Here is a 16,753-nt window from a genome sequence, read left to right as displayed (position 1 = left end):
GTCAGTCCTCGTCGTCGAACAGCTCGCTGGAGCGGTGCCGCTCGATGGCCGCGCCCACGAGCCCGCGGAACAGCGGGTGCGGCTCGGTCGGCCGCGAACGCAGCTCGGGGTGCGCCTGGGTCGCGATGTAGAACGGGTGCACGTCGCGCGGCAGCTCGACGTACTCGACGAGGTCGAGCTCCGGGTTGAGACCGGAGAACGACAGGCCGGCGTCCGCGAGACGGTCGCGGTAGGCGTTGTTCACCTCGTAGCGGTGGCGGTGCCGCTCCGACGCCTCGGGGGCGCCGTACAGCTCCTCGGCGAGCGACCCGTCGGCGAGCGCGGCCTTGTACAGGCCGAGGCGCATGGTGCCGCCCAGGTCGCCGCCGTCGAGGATCTCGACCTGCTCGGCCATGGTCGCGATGACCGGCTCGGCGGTGTCGGGGTCGAACTCGCTCGACGAGGCCCCGTCGATCCCGGCGACGTTGCGCGCGTACTCGATGACCATGCACTGCAGGCCGAGGCACAGGCCGAGGGTGGGGATGCCCTGTTCGCGGGCGAAGCGGAGCGCTCCCAGCTTGCCCTCGATGCCGCGGATCCCGAAGCCGCCGGGAACGCAGATGCCGTCGACGTCGGCGAGCGCCTTCGCGGCGCCCTCGGGGGTCTCGCAGGAGTCGGACGGGATCCAGCGGATCTTGACGGCCACCTCGTGCGCGAAGCCACCGGCCTTGAGCGCCTCGGTGACCGAGAGGTAGGCGTCGGGCAGGTCGATGTACTTGCCGACGAGGCCGATCGTGACCTCGTGCTTCGGGTTGTGCACCGCCTGCAGGACCTTCTGCCAGCGGGACCAGTCGACGTCGTCGGCCTTGTCCAGCCCGAGCGCGTCGACGATGTAGTCGTCCAGTCCCTGGTCGTGCAGCATGGTCGGGATGTCGTAGATGCTGGGCACGTCGACCGCGTTGACGACGGCGTCCTCGTCCACGTCGCACATGAGCGCGATCTTGCGCTTGTTCGACTCGGTGACCGGCCGGTCGCTGCGCAGCACGAGCGCGTCCGGCTGGATGCCGATCGAGCGCAGCGCCGCGACGGAGTGCTGGGTCGGCTTGGTCTTCTGCTCACCCGAGGCGCCCATGAACGGAACGAGCGAGACGTGCACGAAGAACACGTTCTTGCGGCCCAGCTCGTGCCGGATCTGGCGCGCGGACTCGATGAACGGCTGCGACTCGATGTCGCCGACCGTGCCGCCGATCTCGGTGATGATGACGTCGGGCCGCGGGGTCTCGTCGGCCTGCAGGCGCATGCGGCGCTTGATCTCGTCGGTGATGTGCGGGATCACCTGCACGGTGTCGCCGAGGTACTCGCCGCGGCGCTCCTTGGCGATGACCTGCGAGTAGATCTGGCCGGTCGTGACGTTGGCGGCCTGGCTCAGCTCGATGTCGAGGAAGCGCTCGTAGTGGCCGATGTCGAGGTCGGTCTCGGCGCCGTCGTCCGTGACGAAGACCTCGCCGTGCTGGAAGGGGTTCATCGTGCCCGGATCCACGTTCAGATAGGGATCGAGCTTCTGCATCACGACGCGCAGTCCGCGGGCGGTGAGCAGGTTGCCGAGGCTGGCCGCCGTCAGCCCCTTGCCCAACGAGGAAACGACACCGCCCGTCACGAAGATGTGCTTGGTGGTGTCGTTGTCTGTCCGCGCGGCTGAGTTCTGCATCACGGGCTTTTATCCTATCAGCGCGAGCGGGCGGCGTCACTCCCGCGACGCGCGGTCGGCCGCATCCAGTTCGGTCAGCGTCGGCGGGTTCGCGCCCGCGCGGGCGACGGTGAGGGCGGCACTCGCGAGCGCGGTGTCCAGCGCGGCGCGCACGGCGTCCTCGGGCAGCGGGTCTCCGGCGACCAGCAGGCGATCGGTGCCGTCGCGCAGGAGGGCATGCAGCAGTCCGGACATGAAGGCGTCCCCTGCGCCGATCGTGTCGGCGACGGCGACCGGTCTCGCCGGGCGCGCGAACCAGGTGCCGTCGACGAGCGCCAGGCAGCCCTCCGCGCCGCGCGTCGCGACCACGAACCGTGCGCCCCGGTCGGCGAGGCCGGCCAGCACCTCCTCGAGGGGCGCACCGGGGACGAGCCAGGCCGCGTCCTCGTCGCTGAGCTTGACCACCGGGCAGAGCGCCGTCAGCTCCACGACCCTGCGCAGCACCTCGTCGCGCTCGCCGATCACGTCGGGGCGGATGTTGGGGTCGAGAGTCCGCAACGTGTCCGACCCGGCAGCCCCGAGCGCGGTCAGCACCGCCGCGGCGCCGGGCTCCCGGAGCGCGCCGATCGACCCGGTGTGCACCGCGCGGGCGCCGGCGATGTCGGGCACCGCGATGTCCCAGTCGATGTCGAAGTCGTACTCCGCCTTGCCTTCGGCGTCCAGACGCGCGGTCGCCGTCGAGGTGCGACCGGGCACGACCGTCCCGGGGCCGAGCTCCACCCCGGCGGCGTCGAGGTGGGCGCGGACCGCGTCCCCGTGCGGGTCGCTGCCGATCCGCGTGTGCAGGACCGTCGGGTGGCCGAGCCGCGCGAGCCCGACCGCGATGTTCATCGGCGAGCCGCCGGGATGCGTCTCGCCGCCCTCGACGATGTCGACGAGGGCTTCGCCGATCACTGCGATGGGCTCATGCGTCATGCCCGATCCTCTTCCTCTGCCTCGACCGTCACCTCGTCGATCCGCACTCTACCGCCGACCGCGTGCAACTCGACACGGTCGGAGCGCCGCGCGGGGATCCGATCGGTCAGCACCGCGGTCCCGTCGTCGGCGAACACCTCGATCGACCCCTCGTCCAGCCAGAGAACGGCATCCAGGCCATCGGCGCGCAGTTCCAGGCGCTCGAGGCTGCCGAACGCCTCCGGCAGGCCCTCCGCCCCGACCCGGCGGTCCAGGGTCAGCTCCCCGTCGCGCACGCGCAGCACCGCCGCGAGCGCGGGGGCGTCCCCGAGCCGCAGCTCCGCCGACGCACCGTCGTCCAGTCGCAGTCGCAGCCGGATCCGGGACGCCGGAGGCGCCTCGAAGGTCAGCGGCTCTCCTGGCCGCACCTCGACGTCCGCGATCGCGGCGACCGGCACCACCGCGGGGCCGATCGGCTCCTGGCGCAGCCGGATCCGCCCGCGCTCCGTGACGAGCGACAACCGGCGGGCGAGGGTCATCGACCCCCGCTGCGGTTCGATGGCGTCCGTGGGCATCTCCCCCGCATACTCCCAGTTGCTCATCCAGGCGATCAGGATCCGGTCCTCGTCGCCGAGCCCGGAGAAGGTGACGCCGGCGTAGCAGTCGCGGCCGTGGTCGATCCAGTCCAGCGCCGCGAGCGCGTCGTCGGGAGTCTTCGCACCGGGCTCGACCTCCGGAGCCGGCGCCGCGGGCACGAAGCGCACCCCGTCGAAGGAGCCGACGACGTACATCGTGCCGGATCCCCCGGCCACTCCCCCCGGGTTCATGCTGACGATCAGCACCCAGCGGACATCGTCCGGGTCCCCGTCGAGTGCCAGCGGGAACAGGTCGGGGCACTCCCACACCCCGAAAGCCGTGCCTCGAGGGCCGTACTCGGAGAGGAGCTCCCAGTGGCGCAGGTCGTCGGAACGATAGAGCACGACCTTGCGCTGCACGGCTTCGACGGCCACCATCACCCAGTAGTCGCCGGCGGGCCCGGAGTAGCGGAACACCTTGGGGTCGCGGAAATCCGCCGAGCCGCGGTCCAGGACCGGGTTGCCCGAATGCATGGACCAGCTCAGCCCTCCGTCGGTGCTGGAGGCGATCCCCTGCGACTGATGCGCGCCGCTCCGGGCAGCGAGGGTGAACACGGCCACGAGCGGTGCCGTGCCGCCGATGCCGAGCCCGCTGGTGTCCCGCTCATCGAACACGACGGACCCGGAGAAGATCTCGTGCTCATCCGTGTAGCGGAGCGCGACCGGATGCTCCTGCCAGGTCACGAGGTCGGCGCTGGACGCGTGCCCCCAGCTCATGAAGCCGTGATCCACTCCATGCGGGTTGTACTGGAAGTACAGGTGGTACCGACCGTCGTGGAAGATGAGACCGTTCGGGTCGTTCAGCCAGTTGCGGGCCGACGAGAAGTGGATGAGGGGGCGAGTCACGGGCGGATCCTCCAGGCGGGCTGCGGTCGTCATGGTCGGGTGCGGATCTCGAGGGACAGCAGTTCGGCGGCGCCCCCGTTGACGAAGACGCCGACGTGTCCGCCCGCGCGCCGGTAGAGGCGGGTGCTCAGCGCGACACGACGGTCCACGACCGCGACGAGGATGTCGTCCGAGACCACGATCTCGACACGGTGCCGCCCTGCCGGCAGCGGACAGGGGCGTTCGAAGACGAACGGCACGTCGCCGGAGATCTGCCACTGCTCGCCGCCGGTGGTCGTGCGCGGCCAGCGATCGAAGACGACGCGGTCACGCCGCGGCTCCAGCCGGATCGCGCCGGCTTCATCGCCGTCCGCGGTCGAGCGCACCAGGAGACCGACCTCCTCCGTGCCCTCGGCGATGTCCAGCTCGGCCGTCAGCAGGTAGCTGTCGGGGAGCTCGGCATCGCCGATGGCCTGCGCAAAGCCGTCCGTGGCATCCAGACGTACGGGCGCCGGGATCGCGCCGGGCGCCACGGGCACGGAGAACGAGGCGAGGAACTCATCCGGCAGCCGGAAGGACAGGGTCCCGTCCGCGCGCTGCGTCGCCTCGAGGGTCGAGAGCGTCCCCGCCCACTGCCAGGCGCCGTCATCGGTGTCGCCATCGCGAGTCGCGATCCAGCCGACGAAGAATCGCCGCCCGTCATGCTCGACGGTCTTCGCCGCGTAGAAGGACCGCGCATCGACCGTGTCGTCGTCGGGGACGAGCCACGGCCCGTCGAGCGAGCGGGCCATCCGGTACCGGGTGCAGAACGCGTCGGAGAACTCCGAGTACACGAGGTACCACCAGTCGCCCCAGCGGAACACGTCGGGGCATTCGTGCGCGATGTAGCGACGCGGATCCCAGAACGGCGCGACCGGGGTCCAGGTCCGCAGGTCCGTCGAGGTCAGCTGCGCGATGGTGCCGCGGCGGCGCGACGGCCCCTCGGCGTGCCGTGCCGCCACGAGCATCCGCCAGAGGTCGCCGTCGCGGAACACGAACGGATCCCGCCAGTCCCCCGTCTCATACCCTTCGGGGGCGCCGAAGGTGAGCTCGGGATGCTTGACCCACCCGGTGAGTCCCGCGGTGCTCGTCGCGTGCGCGACCAGCTGCAGCGGGCGCCCGTCCTCGCCGACCCTCCGCGGGTTGCTGGCCGTGGAGAACAGGTGCGCGACGTCATCGTCGCCGACCACGACGGATCCGGTGTAGACGTTGAAGTCCTCCGCGTCCGGCCCGCCGCTCGGGACGGCGACGCCGTGATCCTCGAAGTGCACGAAGTCGGTGGTGGTGACCAGATGCCAGGGCATCCCGGTCTTCGGCGTCTTCCGGTCGTCGAAGAGGTACCAGAGATGGAAGACCCCGTCGCGTGCGAACGGGATGACGTCCCCGACCCAGCCGCCGTCGGGATGGAAGAACACGGTGTCGGTCATCGGGGAGTGCTCCGTTCTGGGGGTCGGAAGAGGCGCCCACCGCGCCGCAGGGCCGGGACGGGTCCTGCGGCGCGGCGCGCGGGATCGGGGTGCTAGCGGGACGACCCCGCGGTGACGCCGGCGATGAAGTAGCGCTGCGCGAAGATGAACAGCAGCACGCTGGGGATCATCGCGAGCACGACGCCCGCGAGGACCACGGAGATCGAGCCGGTGCCGAGGTTTCCCTGCAGTCCCACGAGCCCGAGCGGCAGCGTGAAGGTGCTCTGGGACTGCAGGAAGATCAGCGGCCGGTAGAACTCGGCCCAGAATCCGGAGAAGTTCAGGATCGCGAGGGTCGAGATGGCCGGAGCCGCCATGCGTGCGTAGACGTGGAAGAACACGCCCCACTGGCTCGCGCCGTCGATGCGTGCCGCCTCTCCCAGCTCCTTCGGCATCTGCATGAAGTACTGCCTCATGAGGAACGTGCCGAAGGCGCTGCCGAGTGCCGGGATGATCAGCGATGCGAGGCTGTCGGTGAGCCCGAGCGTCTTGATGATGAGGAACACCGGGATGATGATCGTCTGCATCGGGACCATCATCGTGGCGAGGAAGGCCCCGAAGATCCAGTTCTTGCCGGGGAACGAGATCATCGCGAAGGCGTATCCCGACAGGGTGCAGGTGATCGTCTGCCCGACGACGATCACGAGCGTCACGATCGTGCTGTTCAGGAAGAACTGCCCAATGGGGATCTGCTCGAACACCGCGGCGTAATTGCCGAAGTCCGGGGAGAGCGGGATCCATTGCGGCGGATTCGTGAAGGCGTCGGCGGGCGTGCGCAACGAGGTCGAGAACGCCCACAGCAGGGGGCCCAGGGCGAAGACCGCGGCGATGATCAGGACGATCAGTCCGGCGATCTTGCCGATGCTGAAGGCACGTCGTCTCCCTGCGGCGGTGGCGCGCGCCGGGCGCCGCCGCCCGGTCACGATCGTGGTGGTCGCGCTCATTGGTAGAACACCACCTTCCGGGAGGCGAGGAACTGGAGGCCGGTGATCGCGAGGATCAGCAGCAGGAGCACGATCGCGATCGCCGACGAGTACCCGAACTGGAGGTTCTGGAAGCCGGTCTGGTACATCGAGATCGTCGCGGTCGTCGTCGCCGTGCCCGGCCCGCCCTTGGTCATGATGTAGGGCTGGTCGAACAGCTGCATGGCGTTGATCAGCGCGATCACCGCGGCGAAGAGGATCGTCGGGCTGATGAGCGGGATCTTGATCCGGAACAGCGTGCGCAGCGGTCCGGCGCCGTCGATGGACGACGCCTCCAGCACGTCCGTGGGGACGGCCATGAGGGCGGAGACGAACAGCACGAAGGTGAAGCCGACCTGCTGCCAGACCACGATCAGGACGATCGTCACCTGCGCGCCGAACGGGCTCGTGAGCCACGGCACGTTCGAGAACCCGAGCAGGTTCAGGTAGTAGTTGATCGCGCCGAACTTGTTGTCGAACAGGTAGCCCATGAAGATCGCCACGGCCGCGGTCGAGGCGAGCAGCGGCAGGTAGAAGGCCGTGCGGAAGAAGGTGCGCCCGAACGTGGAGGTGCGCTGGTTGACCAGCACCGCCAGGAACAGACCGAGCGACAACTGCAGCACGACGATCGCCAGGGCCATGCAGATCGTGACTCCGAACGACTGCAGCACCGGCCCGTCGGAGAAGAAGCGCTCGTAGTTGCCCAGGCCGGCCCAGGTCGGCGGGGAGATCACGTCCCAGTCGAAGAACGACAGGCCGAACGATGCGAGGATCGGCAGGAACGTGAACACGGTCACGAACAGCATCGCCAGACCGATCATCGCGAAGCCGAAGGTCGCCTCCCGTCGGGCCGTCCGCCGCGCACCGGGGCGGCGGACGGGCCGGGGAGGCTTCACGCCCCGCGAGGCCGCACCCGGTGCGACGCGCGGAGGAGAAGCGGTGGCGGACATCAGCTGCCCTTCGCCACCTTCTCGAGGTCGCTCTGCATGGCGTCGAGAGCGGCCTTCGCATTGCCGGACGAGATGGCCTCGGTGGTGCGCTGGTTCAGCGAGGTGGCGAGCGCGTTGTAGTACGACGGCGCCGAGATCGGCACGGATCCGTCCAGCTGGTCGTAGAACACCGACCAGTTCTTCGGCCCGGTCGTCTTGTAGCGCTCCGCGGTCATCAAGGACTTGCGTCCGGGCGTGGTGACGTTGCCCGGGAACATGATGTCGAAGCTCTCGGGCTCGATCATCATCTTGATCACCTCCCACGCCGCGTCCTTCTTCTGCGACGACTGGAAGATCGAGTAGCCGCCCGTGCCGAACAGGCTCTTGTTGCTCTTCCAGGTCGGGAAGGCCTGCACGTCGAAGCTGCCGTCCTTCATGCCCGCGTTGTGCAGGCCGCCGGCCCAGAATCCGCCGCCGATGGTCATCCCGACCCGCCCGGAGGAGAAGAGCCCCTGCAGCGTCGAGCCGCCGCCCACGTCGGGAGACGGCGAGTAGCCGGCCTTCTGCAGGTCGATGACGTACTGGAGCGCCTCGATCGACTCCGCGGAGTTGGCCGTCGGGGCACCCCACTTCCAGCCGCCCTTGCGACCCTCGATGCTCTTGTCGCCGGACTCGTACGCCTTGCTCCACAGCCAGTCGCCGCCGGAGTACTTCCCCTCCTCCACGAGGTTGCCGCCGTTGGCGTACAGGAACGAGGTCCAGCTGCCCCACAGGCGCACCACCCAGTCGAAGGGAAGGATGTCGCCGCCGACCTTGGAGATCTTCTCGGCCGTGGAGTGGAAGTCATCGATGGTCCACCCGGCCGCCGGAGCCGATGCCCCGGCGCGCTGCAGCACGTCGTTGTTGAAGAACATGCTGCCCGCGTTGAAGCTGTCCGGCATGTTGTAGAGGTGGCCGTCGACCATCATGGCCTCGATCAGCGCCGGGTGGATGTCGTTGAAGTAGCTCGACTTCAGGCTCGACATGTCCTTCTTGACGTAGTCGTCGAGCGGGACGATGAGCTTCTTGCCCGCCATCAGCTGCAGGCCCTCTGTGGCGACGCTCACGATGTCCGGCGCCTGGCCGGCCGCGATGAGCGTGAGCACCTTCGCCAGGAAGTCGTTCCAGTCGGTGCCGTTGATGGCGGTGATCTTCAGGCTCAGGTCCTTGTCGATCTTCTTGATCTTCGGCTGCAGGGCGTTCTGCAGCGTGGTGGCCGCCTTCTGATCGCCGAAGTAGAGCATGGTCAGCGTGCCGGTCTGGGAACCGCCTCCGGAGGGGGCGCAACCCGTGAGGCTCGCTCCCATCCCCAGCAGTGCGGCGCTCGCCAGGCCGTAGCCTCCGAGCCGCAGAAGGTCACGTCGTCCCATCACGGGTCCGAACTCGCGTGCCATCAACTTCTCCTCTCTGAGAGTGAATCGGCTTGCACCTGCGGGTGCAGATCAGAGCTTGGTGAACCGATTTATCCGAAGCTAACACCCATCAATACCGGCGCGCAAGCCGTGTTGCTAAATTAATTCACCTGTCCGATGTGATCCGCTAGGTTAGGAGGAGCCGAAGGAGAGGAGGGCGGCCGATGTCCACCGCACCGAGACCGACTCTTGCCGACGTGGCGCGGTTGTCCGGTCTGTCCAAGACAGCGGTCAGCCTCATCCTCAACGATCGCCCGTCCCGGCTTTCGGACGACGCCGTGGAACGGGTCAGGACCGCCGCGGCGCAACTGGGCTACAAGCCCAACCCCGCCGCGCAGAGCCTGCGCTCCGGGAAGACCCGCTCGATCGGATTCATCTCCGACCAGGTGACGATCACGCGATTCGCCTCGGCGATGGTGCGCGGAACTCTGCGCGCCGCGAAGGAACTGGATCACACCGTCCTCATCGCCGAGACCGGCGACGACCCCACGCAGCTGGCCGCGGCCTTCGACGAGTTGATCGACCGTCGCGTCGACGGCGTGATCGTGGGCCTCATGGCGGCACGAACGGTCGACGTGCCCGCGGCGCCCCGCGGGATCCCGGTCGTGATCGTCAACGGCCGGACCCCGGACGACCTGCCCAGCGTGCTCCCCGACGAGTATGCCGCCGGCCACGCGATGGCCTCGGTCCTGCTGGACGCCGGTCACTCGCACGTGGGATTCATCGGCGACATCCCGCACATCGCCGGGGATCCGCGGCGCTCGGTCACGATCGCACGACGTCTCGCCGGCATGCGCGACGCCTTCGCCGAGCGCGGCATCCCGGGCCCGATCGAGGTCGTGGTCGAGGACTGGAAGACGGCGATCGGGTTCGTGCAGAGCCAGCGGCTGCTGGACGAGCATCCCGAGCTGACGGCCCTCATCGCCGCGACCGACGGCGTCGCGTTCGGCATCTATCAGGCCCTCGGCGAGCGCGGCCTGCGCATCCCCGCCGACATCTCCGTCGTCTCCTTCGACGACGAGGACCTCGCCGAACTCGTCCGGCCCGGTCTCACCACCGCCCGGCTGCCCTACGAGCACATGGCACGCGTCGGCGTGGAGATGCTCCTCGGCGAGCGCGACCTGGCCCATGAGCTCGTGCCCATGCCCGTGATCGTGCGGGAATCGGTCCGCGACCTGCGCTGACGCGCCGGGACCGGCGCCGGCGGACTCAGTCCTCCCGCAGCGCGAGCAGCTCCCTCGCGTGCTCGAGGGCAGCGCCGGAGTCGGCGAGGCCGGAGAGCAGCCGCGCCATCTCGGCCTCGCGGTCCTCGCCGTCCAGCCGGCGGACGCTCGACGCGGTCACCTGCCCGTCGTTCGCCTTCACGACGCTGAGGTGGTTGTTCGCGAACGCGGCCACCTGGGCGAGGTGCGTCACGGCGATGACCTGCGAGGTGCGCGCCAGCCGCGCCAGCCGGCGGCCCACCTCGATCGCGGCGGCGCCGCCGATGCCCGCATCGACCTCGTCGAACACGAAGGTCGGAACGGGATCCGTACCGGCGATGACGACCTCGATCGCGAGCATCACGCGCGACAGCTCGCCACCCGAGGCGCCCTTGGCGACGGAACGCGGCTCCGCACCGGGGTGCGGGGCGAGCAGGATCGCGACGTCGTCGCGTCCGTGCGCGCTCTCGACGCCCTCGGAGACCGAGACCACGAGACGGGCATCGGGCATGGCCAGGGCGTGCAGCTCCTCGGTGACCGCGGCGCCGAGCCGGCCGGCGGCCTCCGTCCGGATCGCGGTGAGCGCGGCGGCGGCCTCGTCCAGCACGGCACGGGCGGCATCTCGTTCGACCGCGAGCCGCTCGATGTGGTCGGAGTCGTCGTCGAGCTCGGCGAGGCGCGCGGATCCCGTGTTCCAGAGTTCGAGGGCGGCATCGAGCGTCCCGTGGGCGCGGACGAGGGCCGCCAGCGCGGATCGGCGTTCCTCCACCGCCGCGAGCTCATGCGGGCCCGACTCGTCCAGATCGGCGAGATAGCCGCTCAGCTCGGCGGCGATGTCGGTGGCGCGGTAGCCGATCTCGGCGATGCTCTCGGCGATGCCGGCGAGCTGGGGATCGCTCGCCCGCTCGAGCGCACGCCGGGCCTCGGCGGCCAGGCTCGACACGTCGTTGCCGCCGTCCTCGTCCGACAGCGCCGACCGTGCGATCGCCGCCGCCTGGCGCAGCTCCTCCGCGTTCGCGAGGCGCTCCGCACGCTCGGTGAGAGCGTCGTCCTCCCCCGGCTGCGGATCGGTCGCCTCGATGAGCGCGAGCGCCTGCCGCAGGTCCTCGGCCTCGGCCTGGCGGCGTTCCCGGTTTCCCGAGATCTCCTCCAGCTCGGCGGACAGGGCGCGCCAGCCCTCCCATGCCGCCTCGTACTGAGAGCGGGCGAGGGCGATCGCGGATCCGCCGAACCGGTCGAGCGCATCGCGCTGAGCGGCCGCGGACCGCAGCCGCAGCTGCTCGGACTGCCCGTGAACGACCACGAGGTCGTCGGCCAGGTCGGCCAGCACGCCGGCCGGCGCGGCACGGCCGCCGACGCTCGCACGGCTGCGCCCCTCGGCGGTGAGGGTGCGGGAGACGTAGAGCTCTCCGCGCGCGTCGTCGTAGGGCTCGAGTTCACCGCCGGCATCGGCCACGGTGTCGGCCACGGATCCCGTGCTCGGCACGATCCACACCCCGGCGACCGAGGCCTGGGCGGCACCCGCCCGCACGGCGCCGGAGTCGGCACGCGCGCCCAGCAGCAGACCGAGGCCGGTCACGACCATCGTCTTGCCCGCGCCGGTCTCGCCGGTGATCGCGGTGAAGCCGGGGCCTATCGGCAGCACGGCCTCGGCGATCACACCGAGATCGCGCAGGCGCATCTCCTCGATCATGCGTCGGCTCCTCGCCACCCGGAGACCGGAAGGTGGAACTTGCGGACCAGGCGGTCGGTGAAGACGCTGGGGTGCAGCCGCGCGAGGCGCACCGGGCGCGACGAGCGGCGCACCACGACCCTCGCTCCGCGCGGCAGGTCGTGCGAGCGGCGGCCGTCGCACCACAGGATGGCGTTGCCGTCGTTGCGGTCCAGCAGTTCGATCGCGACCGGCGCGCCGGGCGCGACGACAAGAGGGCGGGCGAACAGCGCGTGCGCCGACAGGGGCACGACCGCGATGGCCTCGACCCCTGGCCAGATCACCGGACCGCCGGCGGAGAAGTTGTAGGCGGTCGCGCCCGTCGGGGTGGACACCACCATGCCGTCGCAGCCGAAGCTCGTGAGCGGACGCCCGTCGATCTCGACGACCACCTCGATCATGCGCTCCCGGCTCGCCTTCTCGACGGTCACCTCGTTCAGCGCCCAGGTGCTGTAGACGACGGCGCCGTCGGAATCCTTCACCCGCACCGCGAGAGCCATGCGCTCCTCGACCGAGTAGTCGCGATCGATGACGCGGGCGACGGCGGCGTCCATGTCGTCGCGTTCGATCTCGGCCAGGAAGCCGACGTGGCCCATGTTGATGCCGAGGATCGGGGCTGTCCCGTCACGGACGAGTTCCGCGGCGCGCAGGATCGTGCCGTCGCCGCCGAGCACGATCGCGAGCTCGATGTCCTCGACCGGGATGCCGGCGTCGCCGGGGCGTTCTGCCAGCACGTCGACGTCGGTGAAGAGCGCGTCCGCAGCGGCGAGCTCGTCGCGATCGTCCGCCGCGAGCACCGGGACCGCGCCGGCCGCACGCAGTGCGGCGACCACCCGATGGGCGGCCTGCACGGTGTCGTCCCGGCGCGCGTGTGCGACGACGAGGATCCTGCGCTCGTTCATCGGCCTCCTGCCAACTGATCGATCGTGCTCAACCATTCTGTCGGATTGCTTCCCCGCCCGCGGGCGAGGTGCACCAGGTACTCCGCATTGCCATGCGTGCCGAGGATCGGCGAGGGCAGGATCCCGAGCACCCCGAAGCCCTGATCCCAGGCGCTCCACAGCACCCGCGCCACCGCGTCGGCGCGGATCGTGGGATTGGTCACGAGCCCGCCGCGCACCGCGGTGCGCCCGACCTCGAACTGCGGCTTGACGAGCAGGACGACGTCGGCGCCCTCGGCTGCGGTCGCCGCGACCGCGGGGAGCACGAGGGCGAGCGAGATGAAGGAGAGGTCGCCCACGACCAGCTCCGGCCGCTCGCGCTCCCCGGTGGCATCGGCGAGGATCTGCGCGTCCATGTTCCGGACGTTGAAGCCCTCGACGGCCACGACCCCGGGATCCGCGCGGACGGACGGCGCGAGCTGGTCGTGCCCCACGTCGACGGCGAGCACCCGGCGCGCCCCGCGCTCGCGCAGCACCTGCGTGAATCCGCCGGTCGATGCCCCCATGTCCAGCGCGAGGGAGCCGTCGACGGCGATGCCGAACCCGTCGAGGGCGGCAATGAGCTTGTGCGCCCCACGGCTCACGTAGTGGTCCGCGCCCGCCACCGCGAGCTCGTCGGCGTCATCGATCTTCGTGGACGCCTTGACCACGGGCCGGCCGTTGACCGTCACCACGCCGTCGGCGATGAGCACTGCCGCGTGCGTGCGGGAGCGGGCGAGGCCCCGTTCCGCGAGGGCGGCATCGAGACGGAGGGTCATCCGCGGTCGGCGGCGGTCTTCGGGGCGCTCTCCAGTCGCCGGGCGAGGTCGTCGTGCAGCGCCTGGTAGGCGGCCGCGCGCGAGTCCAGGGGCTGTCCCTCGATGAGGCGCAGCCGGCTCCAGAGCCCGTCCGCAGGGTCCGGTTCGGTGTTCTCGCTCACCCCTCCAGCCTACGGGGGATCACCTCGATCCCGCGGGATCAGGGCCGATGGAACGGATCCGCGTACAGGCGCTCCGGAACCCGGAAGCCGAAGATCTGCCGTCCGGTGCGCCAGATCGCCTCGGCGCCCGCGCGGACGAGGTCGATGGGACGATCGCCCTCGCTGAGGATCGTGACGTCCGGGCCGTCCACGCGGACGGATGCGCCGCGCACCGTGACGGTGTCGCCCTTGAACTGCGTCTGGGGGTAGGGCTCGTCCAGCTCCCGCAGGTCACCGAGGATGTACGTCGGGCGCGACCCCTCGGCCGCGGCGAGAACGTGCTTGGGACGGTCGATGCCCGTCAGCACCAGGGCCGACTCGATGCCCGCGCGGGATGCCCCGGCGATGTCCGTGTCGAGGCGGTCGCCGATGAAGAGAGGGTGCTTCGCGCCGAACCGCGCGACGGCCTCCTCGAAGATCGGAGTCTCCGGCTTGCCCGCGACGGTCGCGAGCCGGCCGATCGCGGTGTGCACGGCGGAGACCAGGGTCCCGTTGCCCGGCGCGACGCCCCGCGACTGCGGAATCGTCCAGTCGGTGTTGGTCGCGATCCAGGGGATCCCGCCCTCGTCCTCGGGCACCTTCAGCGCGAACGCCGCCTCCGCGAGATCCTTCCAGCCCACCTCGGGCGCGAATCCCTGCACGACGGCTGCGGGAGCGTCGTCGGCGCTGCGCGTGACCCGGAACCCGGCCTTGTGCACCTCATGGACGAGCCCCTCCCCTCCCACGACCAGGATCGTGGATCCGGCGGGGATCAGGCCGCTCACGAGACGCATCGCCGCTTGCGGGCTGGTGACGACCTCGTCCGGGGCGACCGTGAGGCCGAGCTCCGTCAGGTGCGCAGCCACCGAGGCATCGGTGCGGGACGCGTTGTTCGTGATGTAGCCGAGACGACGGGACGCCTCGACCTTCTTCAGGCTCTCGATCGCGTGCGGGAGCGCCCCCGCGCCGGCGTACACGACGCCGTCGAGGTCGGCGAGCACGACGTCGACATCGGTCAGCGGCGTGCGCTTGTCCCGGGAGAACAGGCTCACTCGGACTTCTCCGCGTCCTCCGGCTGCTCGGGATTCTCCGGCGGCTCCGGAAGCTCTGCGGTCTCCGAGTCGGCGATCGCCGATTCTGCGAGCTCGATGTCTTCCGGCTCGGGGGTCTCCGGCTCGGCGAGCTCGGACTCTACGAGCTCGATGCCCTCCGACTCGGGAGTCTCCGGCTCCGCGAGCTCCGACTCTGCGAGCTCGATGCCCTCCGGCTCCTCGGCCAGTTCCTCGTAGGCGTCCTCGATGATCAGTTCCTCGTCGTCGCCATGACCCAGCGCCGCCGCGGCGACCTCGGCGCGCTCCTGCCAGAACGCCGCCTCCTCCGCACGCCCGAGATCCTCGAGCACTGCGGCGCGGGCAGAGAAGAGCGCCGGGCTCCACTCGAACGCCAGGTCGGGGTTGAGCTCGGGGATCTCGAGTTCGCCGAGCGCCAGTTCGGTCTCGCCGCGGTCCAGGCGAGCACCGGACATCGCGATCGCAAGGGCCACGCGCGTCGCGGTCGGCAGCGCCGCCCGGTCGACCGAGCGCGCCTCCTCCAGCGCGCGGTCGGGACGCCCCATACCGCGCTCGCTGTCGACGATGAGCGCGATCTGGTCGTCGTTCCCGGAGATCCGGCGGTAGGTGCGCAGCTCGCGCAGCGCCAGGGCGAAGTCGCCCATGGCGTAGGCCGTGATGGCGACGGACTCGCGGACGACCGCGACCCGACCCGCTCGGCGCGAGGCCGCCAGAGCGTGCAGATGGGCGCGCTCCGGATCCTCGTCGATGAGCTGCGCCGCCATGGCGAGGTGACGCGCGACCTGCTCGGCGTTCTCCTTGCTGAGGGTCTTCAGCTCGTTCCGCGCCGAAGGATGCAGGTCACGAGCCGTGATCTCGTCGGGAAGCTCCGGATCGCGCGGACGATCGCTCGCACGGAGATCGCGACGGGGCCGGTCGTCGTTGCTCCGGTAGGGGCGGTCTCCATCGCGACGCGGGCGGTCGGTACGCTCCCCTGCGGGACGGTAGGGGCGGTCGCCGTCACGACGGGGACGGTCGGTCCGCTCTCCGGCGGGACGGTACGGGCGGTCGCTGCGCTCTCCGGCGGGACGATAGGGGCGGTCGCCGTCACGACGGGGACGGTCGGTCCGCTCACCCGCGGGACGGTACGGACGGTCGCCGTCACGACGCGGACGGTCTTCGTTGCCGCGGTACGGGCGGTCGCTTCGCTCGCCCGCGGGACGGTAGGTGCGGTCGCTGCGCTCTCCGGCGGGACGATACGGGCGCTCGCCCTCGCGACGCGAACGGTCTTCGTTGCCACGGTACGGGCGGTCGCTGCGCTCGCCCGTGGGACGGTACGGCCGGTCACCCTCGCGACGCGGACGGTCGCCGCGCTCATCGGCGGAACGGTAGGGGCGGTCGCCGTCACGACGCGGACGGTCGGTCCGCTCACCCGCAGGACGATACGGGCGGTCGCCGTCACGACGCGGACGGTCGGTCCGCTCGCCGGCGGGACGGTACGGGCGGTCGCCGTCACGACGCGGACGGTCGGTCCGCTCGCCGGCGGGACGGTACGGGCGGTCGCCGTCGCGCCGAGGGCGGTCGTCATTACCGCGGTAGGGGCGGTCACCGTCACGACGCGGACGGTCGGTCCGTTCGCCGGCGGGACGGTACGGGCGGTCACCATCACGACGGGGACGGTCGTCATTGCCACGGTACGGTCGGCCATCATCGCGACGCGGACGGTCGTCCCGACTCGAGTCGCGACGGAAGCCGCGCTCAGAACGGTCGCCATCGACATAGCGACGGGGACGCTCCGCGTTCCCGTCCTTGCGGTCGCGCGAGGGCTTGCCGTCATCGGCCATGTCGTGACTCCTTCCGTTCGAGCATGTTAACGCAGAAAGGCCACCCTGCGTTGGGTGGCCTTTCTGTTAAAGGAAGTCCGGCGGTGTCCTACTCTCCCACAGGGTCCCCCCTGCAGTACCATCGGCGCTGTGAGGCTTAGCT

The 16,753-nt window shown here is 70.5% G+C and carries 15 protein-coding genes and 1 rRNA gene; 2 read left to right on the top strand and 14 right to left on the bottom strand.

What is annotated here, in order from left to right:
- Nucleotide 1 precedes the first annotated feature (1 nt).
- From WFJ01_RS17405 to WFJ01_RS17375, 7 genes are all read right to left on the bottom strand, one after another.
- Nucleotides 2-1,687, bottom strand: coding sequence for a CTP synthase (locus tag WFJ01_RS17405; protein WP_292886349.1), 1,686 nt, complete (start codon nt 1,685-1,687; stop codon nt 2-4).
- 36 nt (nt 1,688-1,723) lie between these two features.
- On the bottom strand, nt 1,724-2,641 hold the full coding sequence (locus WFJ01_RS17400; protein WP_336629830.1) for a carbohydrate kinase family protein: 918 nt from the start codon (nt 2,639-2,641) through the stop codon (nt 1,724-1,726).
- Nucleotides 2,638-4,101 (bottom strand): glycoside hydrolase family 32 protein, encoded by a 1,464-nt coding sequence (locus WFJ01_RS17395; protein WP_336629829.1) that lies wholly within the window; start codon nt 4,099-4,101, stop codon nt 2,638-2,640. Before WFJ01_RS17395 ends, WFJ01_RS17400 begins: the two co-directional genes overlap by 4 nt.
- A 29-nt stretch (nt 4,102-4,130) precedes the next feature.
- Complete coding sequence (locus WFJ01_RS17390) at nt 4,131-5,546, bottom strand: glycoside hydrolase (protein WP_336629828.1); 1,416 nt, start codon at nt 5,544-5,546, stop codon at nt 4,131-4,133.
- 92 nt (nt 5,547-5,638) lie between these two features.
- On the bottom strand, nt 5,639-6,529 hold the full coding sequence (locus tag WFJ01_RS17385; RefSeq protein ID WP_251442227.1) for a carbohydrate ABC transporter permease: 891 nt from the start codon (nt 6,527-6,529) through the stop codon (nt 5,639-5,641).
- Nucleotides 6,526-7,497: a carbohydrate ABC transporter permease gene (locus WFJ01_RS17380; RefSeq protein ID WP_336629827.1), complete on the bottom strand. Its 972-nt coding sequence runs from the start codon at nt 7,495-7,497 to the stop codon at nt 6,526-6,528. Before WFJ01_RS17380 ends, WFJ01_RS17385 begins: the two co-directional genes overlap by 4 nt.
- Nucleotides 7,497-8,909, bottom strand: a complete 1,413-nt coding sequence (locus WFJ01_RS17375) for an ABC transporter substrate-binding protein (RefSeq protein WP_251442232.1) — start codon at nt 8,907-8,909, stop codon at nt 7,497-7,499. Before WFJ01_RS17375 ends, WFJ01_RS17380 begins: the two co-directional genes overlap by 1 nt.
- Before the next feature lie 182 nt (nt 8,910-9,091).
- Here WFJ01_RS17375 and WFJ01_RS17370 point away from each other — a divergent pair, with 182 nt between their 5' ends.
- Nucleotides 9,092-10,111, top strand: a complete 1,020-nt coding sequence (locus WFJ01_RS17370; RefSeq protein WP_251442235.1) for a LacI family DNA-binding transcriptional regulator — start codon at nt 9,092-9,094, stop codon at nt 10,109-10,111.
- Nucleotides 10,112-10,136: 25 nt separating this feature from the next.
- Here WFJ01_RS17370 and recN read toward each other — a convergent pair whose 3' ends face one another.
- From recN to WFJ01_RS17340, 6 genes are read right to left on the bottom strand one after another with little or no spacing between them, the layout of a single operon-like run.
- Nucleotides 10,137-11,822: a DNA repair protein RecN gene (gene recN / locus WFJ01_RS17365; RefSeq protein ID WP_336629826.1), complete on the bottom strand. Its 1,686-nt coding sequence runs from the start codon at nt 11,820-11,822 to the stop codon at nt 10,137-10,139.
- The gene (locus tag WFJ01_RS17360; protein WP_251442249.1) at nt 11,819-12,742 is read right to left on the bottom strand and encodes an NAD kinase; all 924 of its coding nucleotides are present in this window, start codon (nt 12,740-12,742) and stop codon (nt 11,819-11,821) included. Before WFJ01_RS17360 ends, recN begins: the two co-directional genes overlap by 4 nt.
- Nucleotides 12,739-13,539, bottom strand: coding sequence for a TlyA family RNA methyltransferase (locus tag WFJ01_RS17355; RefSeq protein ID WP_336629825.1), 801 nt, complete (start codon nt 13,537-13,539; stop codon nt 12,739-12,741). The genes WFJ01_RS17360 and WFJ01_RS17355 overlap by 4 nt, the downstream gene beginning before the upstream one ends.
- The gene (locus tag WFJ01_RS17350; RefSeq protein WP_292888675.1) at nt 13,536-13,700 is read right to left on the bottom strand and encodes a hypothetical protein; all 165 of its coding nucleotides are present in this window, start codon (nt 13,698-13,700) and stop codon (nt 13,536-13,538) included. The genes WFJ01_RS17355 and WFJ01_RS17350 overlap by 4 nt, the downstream gene beginning before the upstream one ends.
- 38 nt (nt 13,701-13,738) lie before the next feature.
- Complete coding sequence (locus WFJ01_RS17345) at nt 13,739-14,770, bottom strand: HAD-IIA family hydrolase (RefSeq protein WP_292888677.1); 1,032 nt, start codon at nt 14,768-14,770, stop codon at nt 13,739-13,741.
- Nucleotides 14,767-15,552, bottom strand: a complete 786-nt coding sequence (locus WFJ01_RS17340; protein WP_292888679.1) for a hypothetical protein — start codon at nt 15,550-15,552, stop codon at nt 14,767-14,769. Before WFJ01_RS17340 ends, WFJ01_RS17345 begins: the two co-directional genes overlap by 4 nt.
- Between WFJ01_RS17340 and WFJ01_RS17335 the strand changes: the two genes are divergently transcribed.
- Nucleotides 15,511-16,641, top strand: a complete 1,131-nt coding sequence (locus WFJ01_RS17335) for a hypothetical protein (protein WP_336629824.1) — start codon at nt 15,511-15,513, stop codon at nt 16,639-16,641. The genes WFJ01_RS17340 and WFJ01_RS17335 overlap by 42 nt on opposite strands.
- A 45-nt stretch (nt 16,642-16,686) precedes the next feature.
- Here the strand turns inward: WFJ01_RS17335 and rrf are convergent.
- Nucleotides 16,687-16,753 (bottom strand): 5S ribosomal RNA (gene rrf, locus WFJ01_RS19095); the annotation flags it as partial.

Origin of the sequence: Microbacterium sp. MMO-35 (genome assembly GCF_037147555.1) — a bacterium.
Lineage (GTDB): Bacteria > Actinomycetota > Actinomycetes > Actinomycetales > Microbacteriaceae > Microbacterium.
Note: the sequence above shows the minus strand (reverse complement) of the source record. Positions and strands in the feature narration are given on the sequence as shown.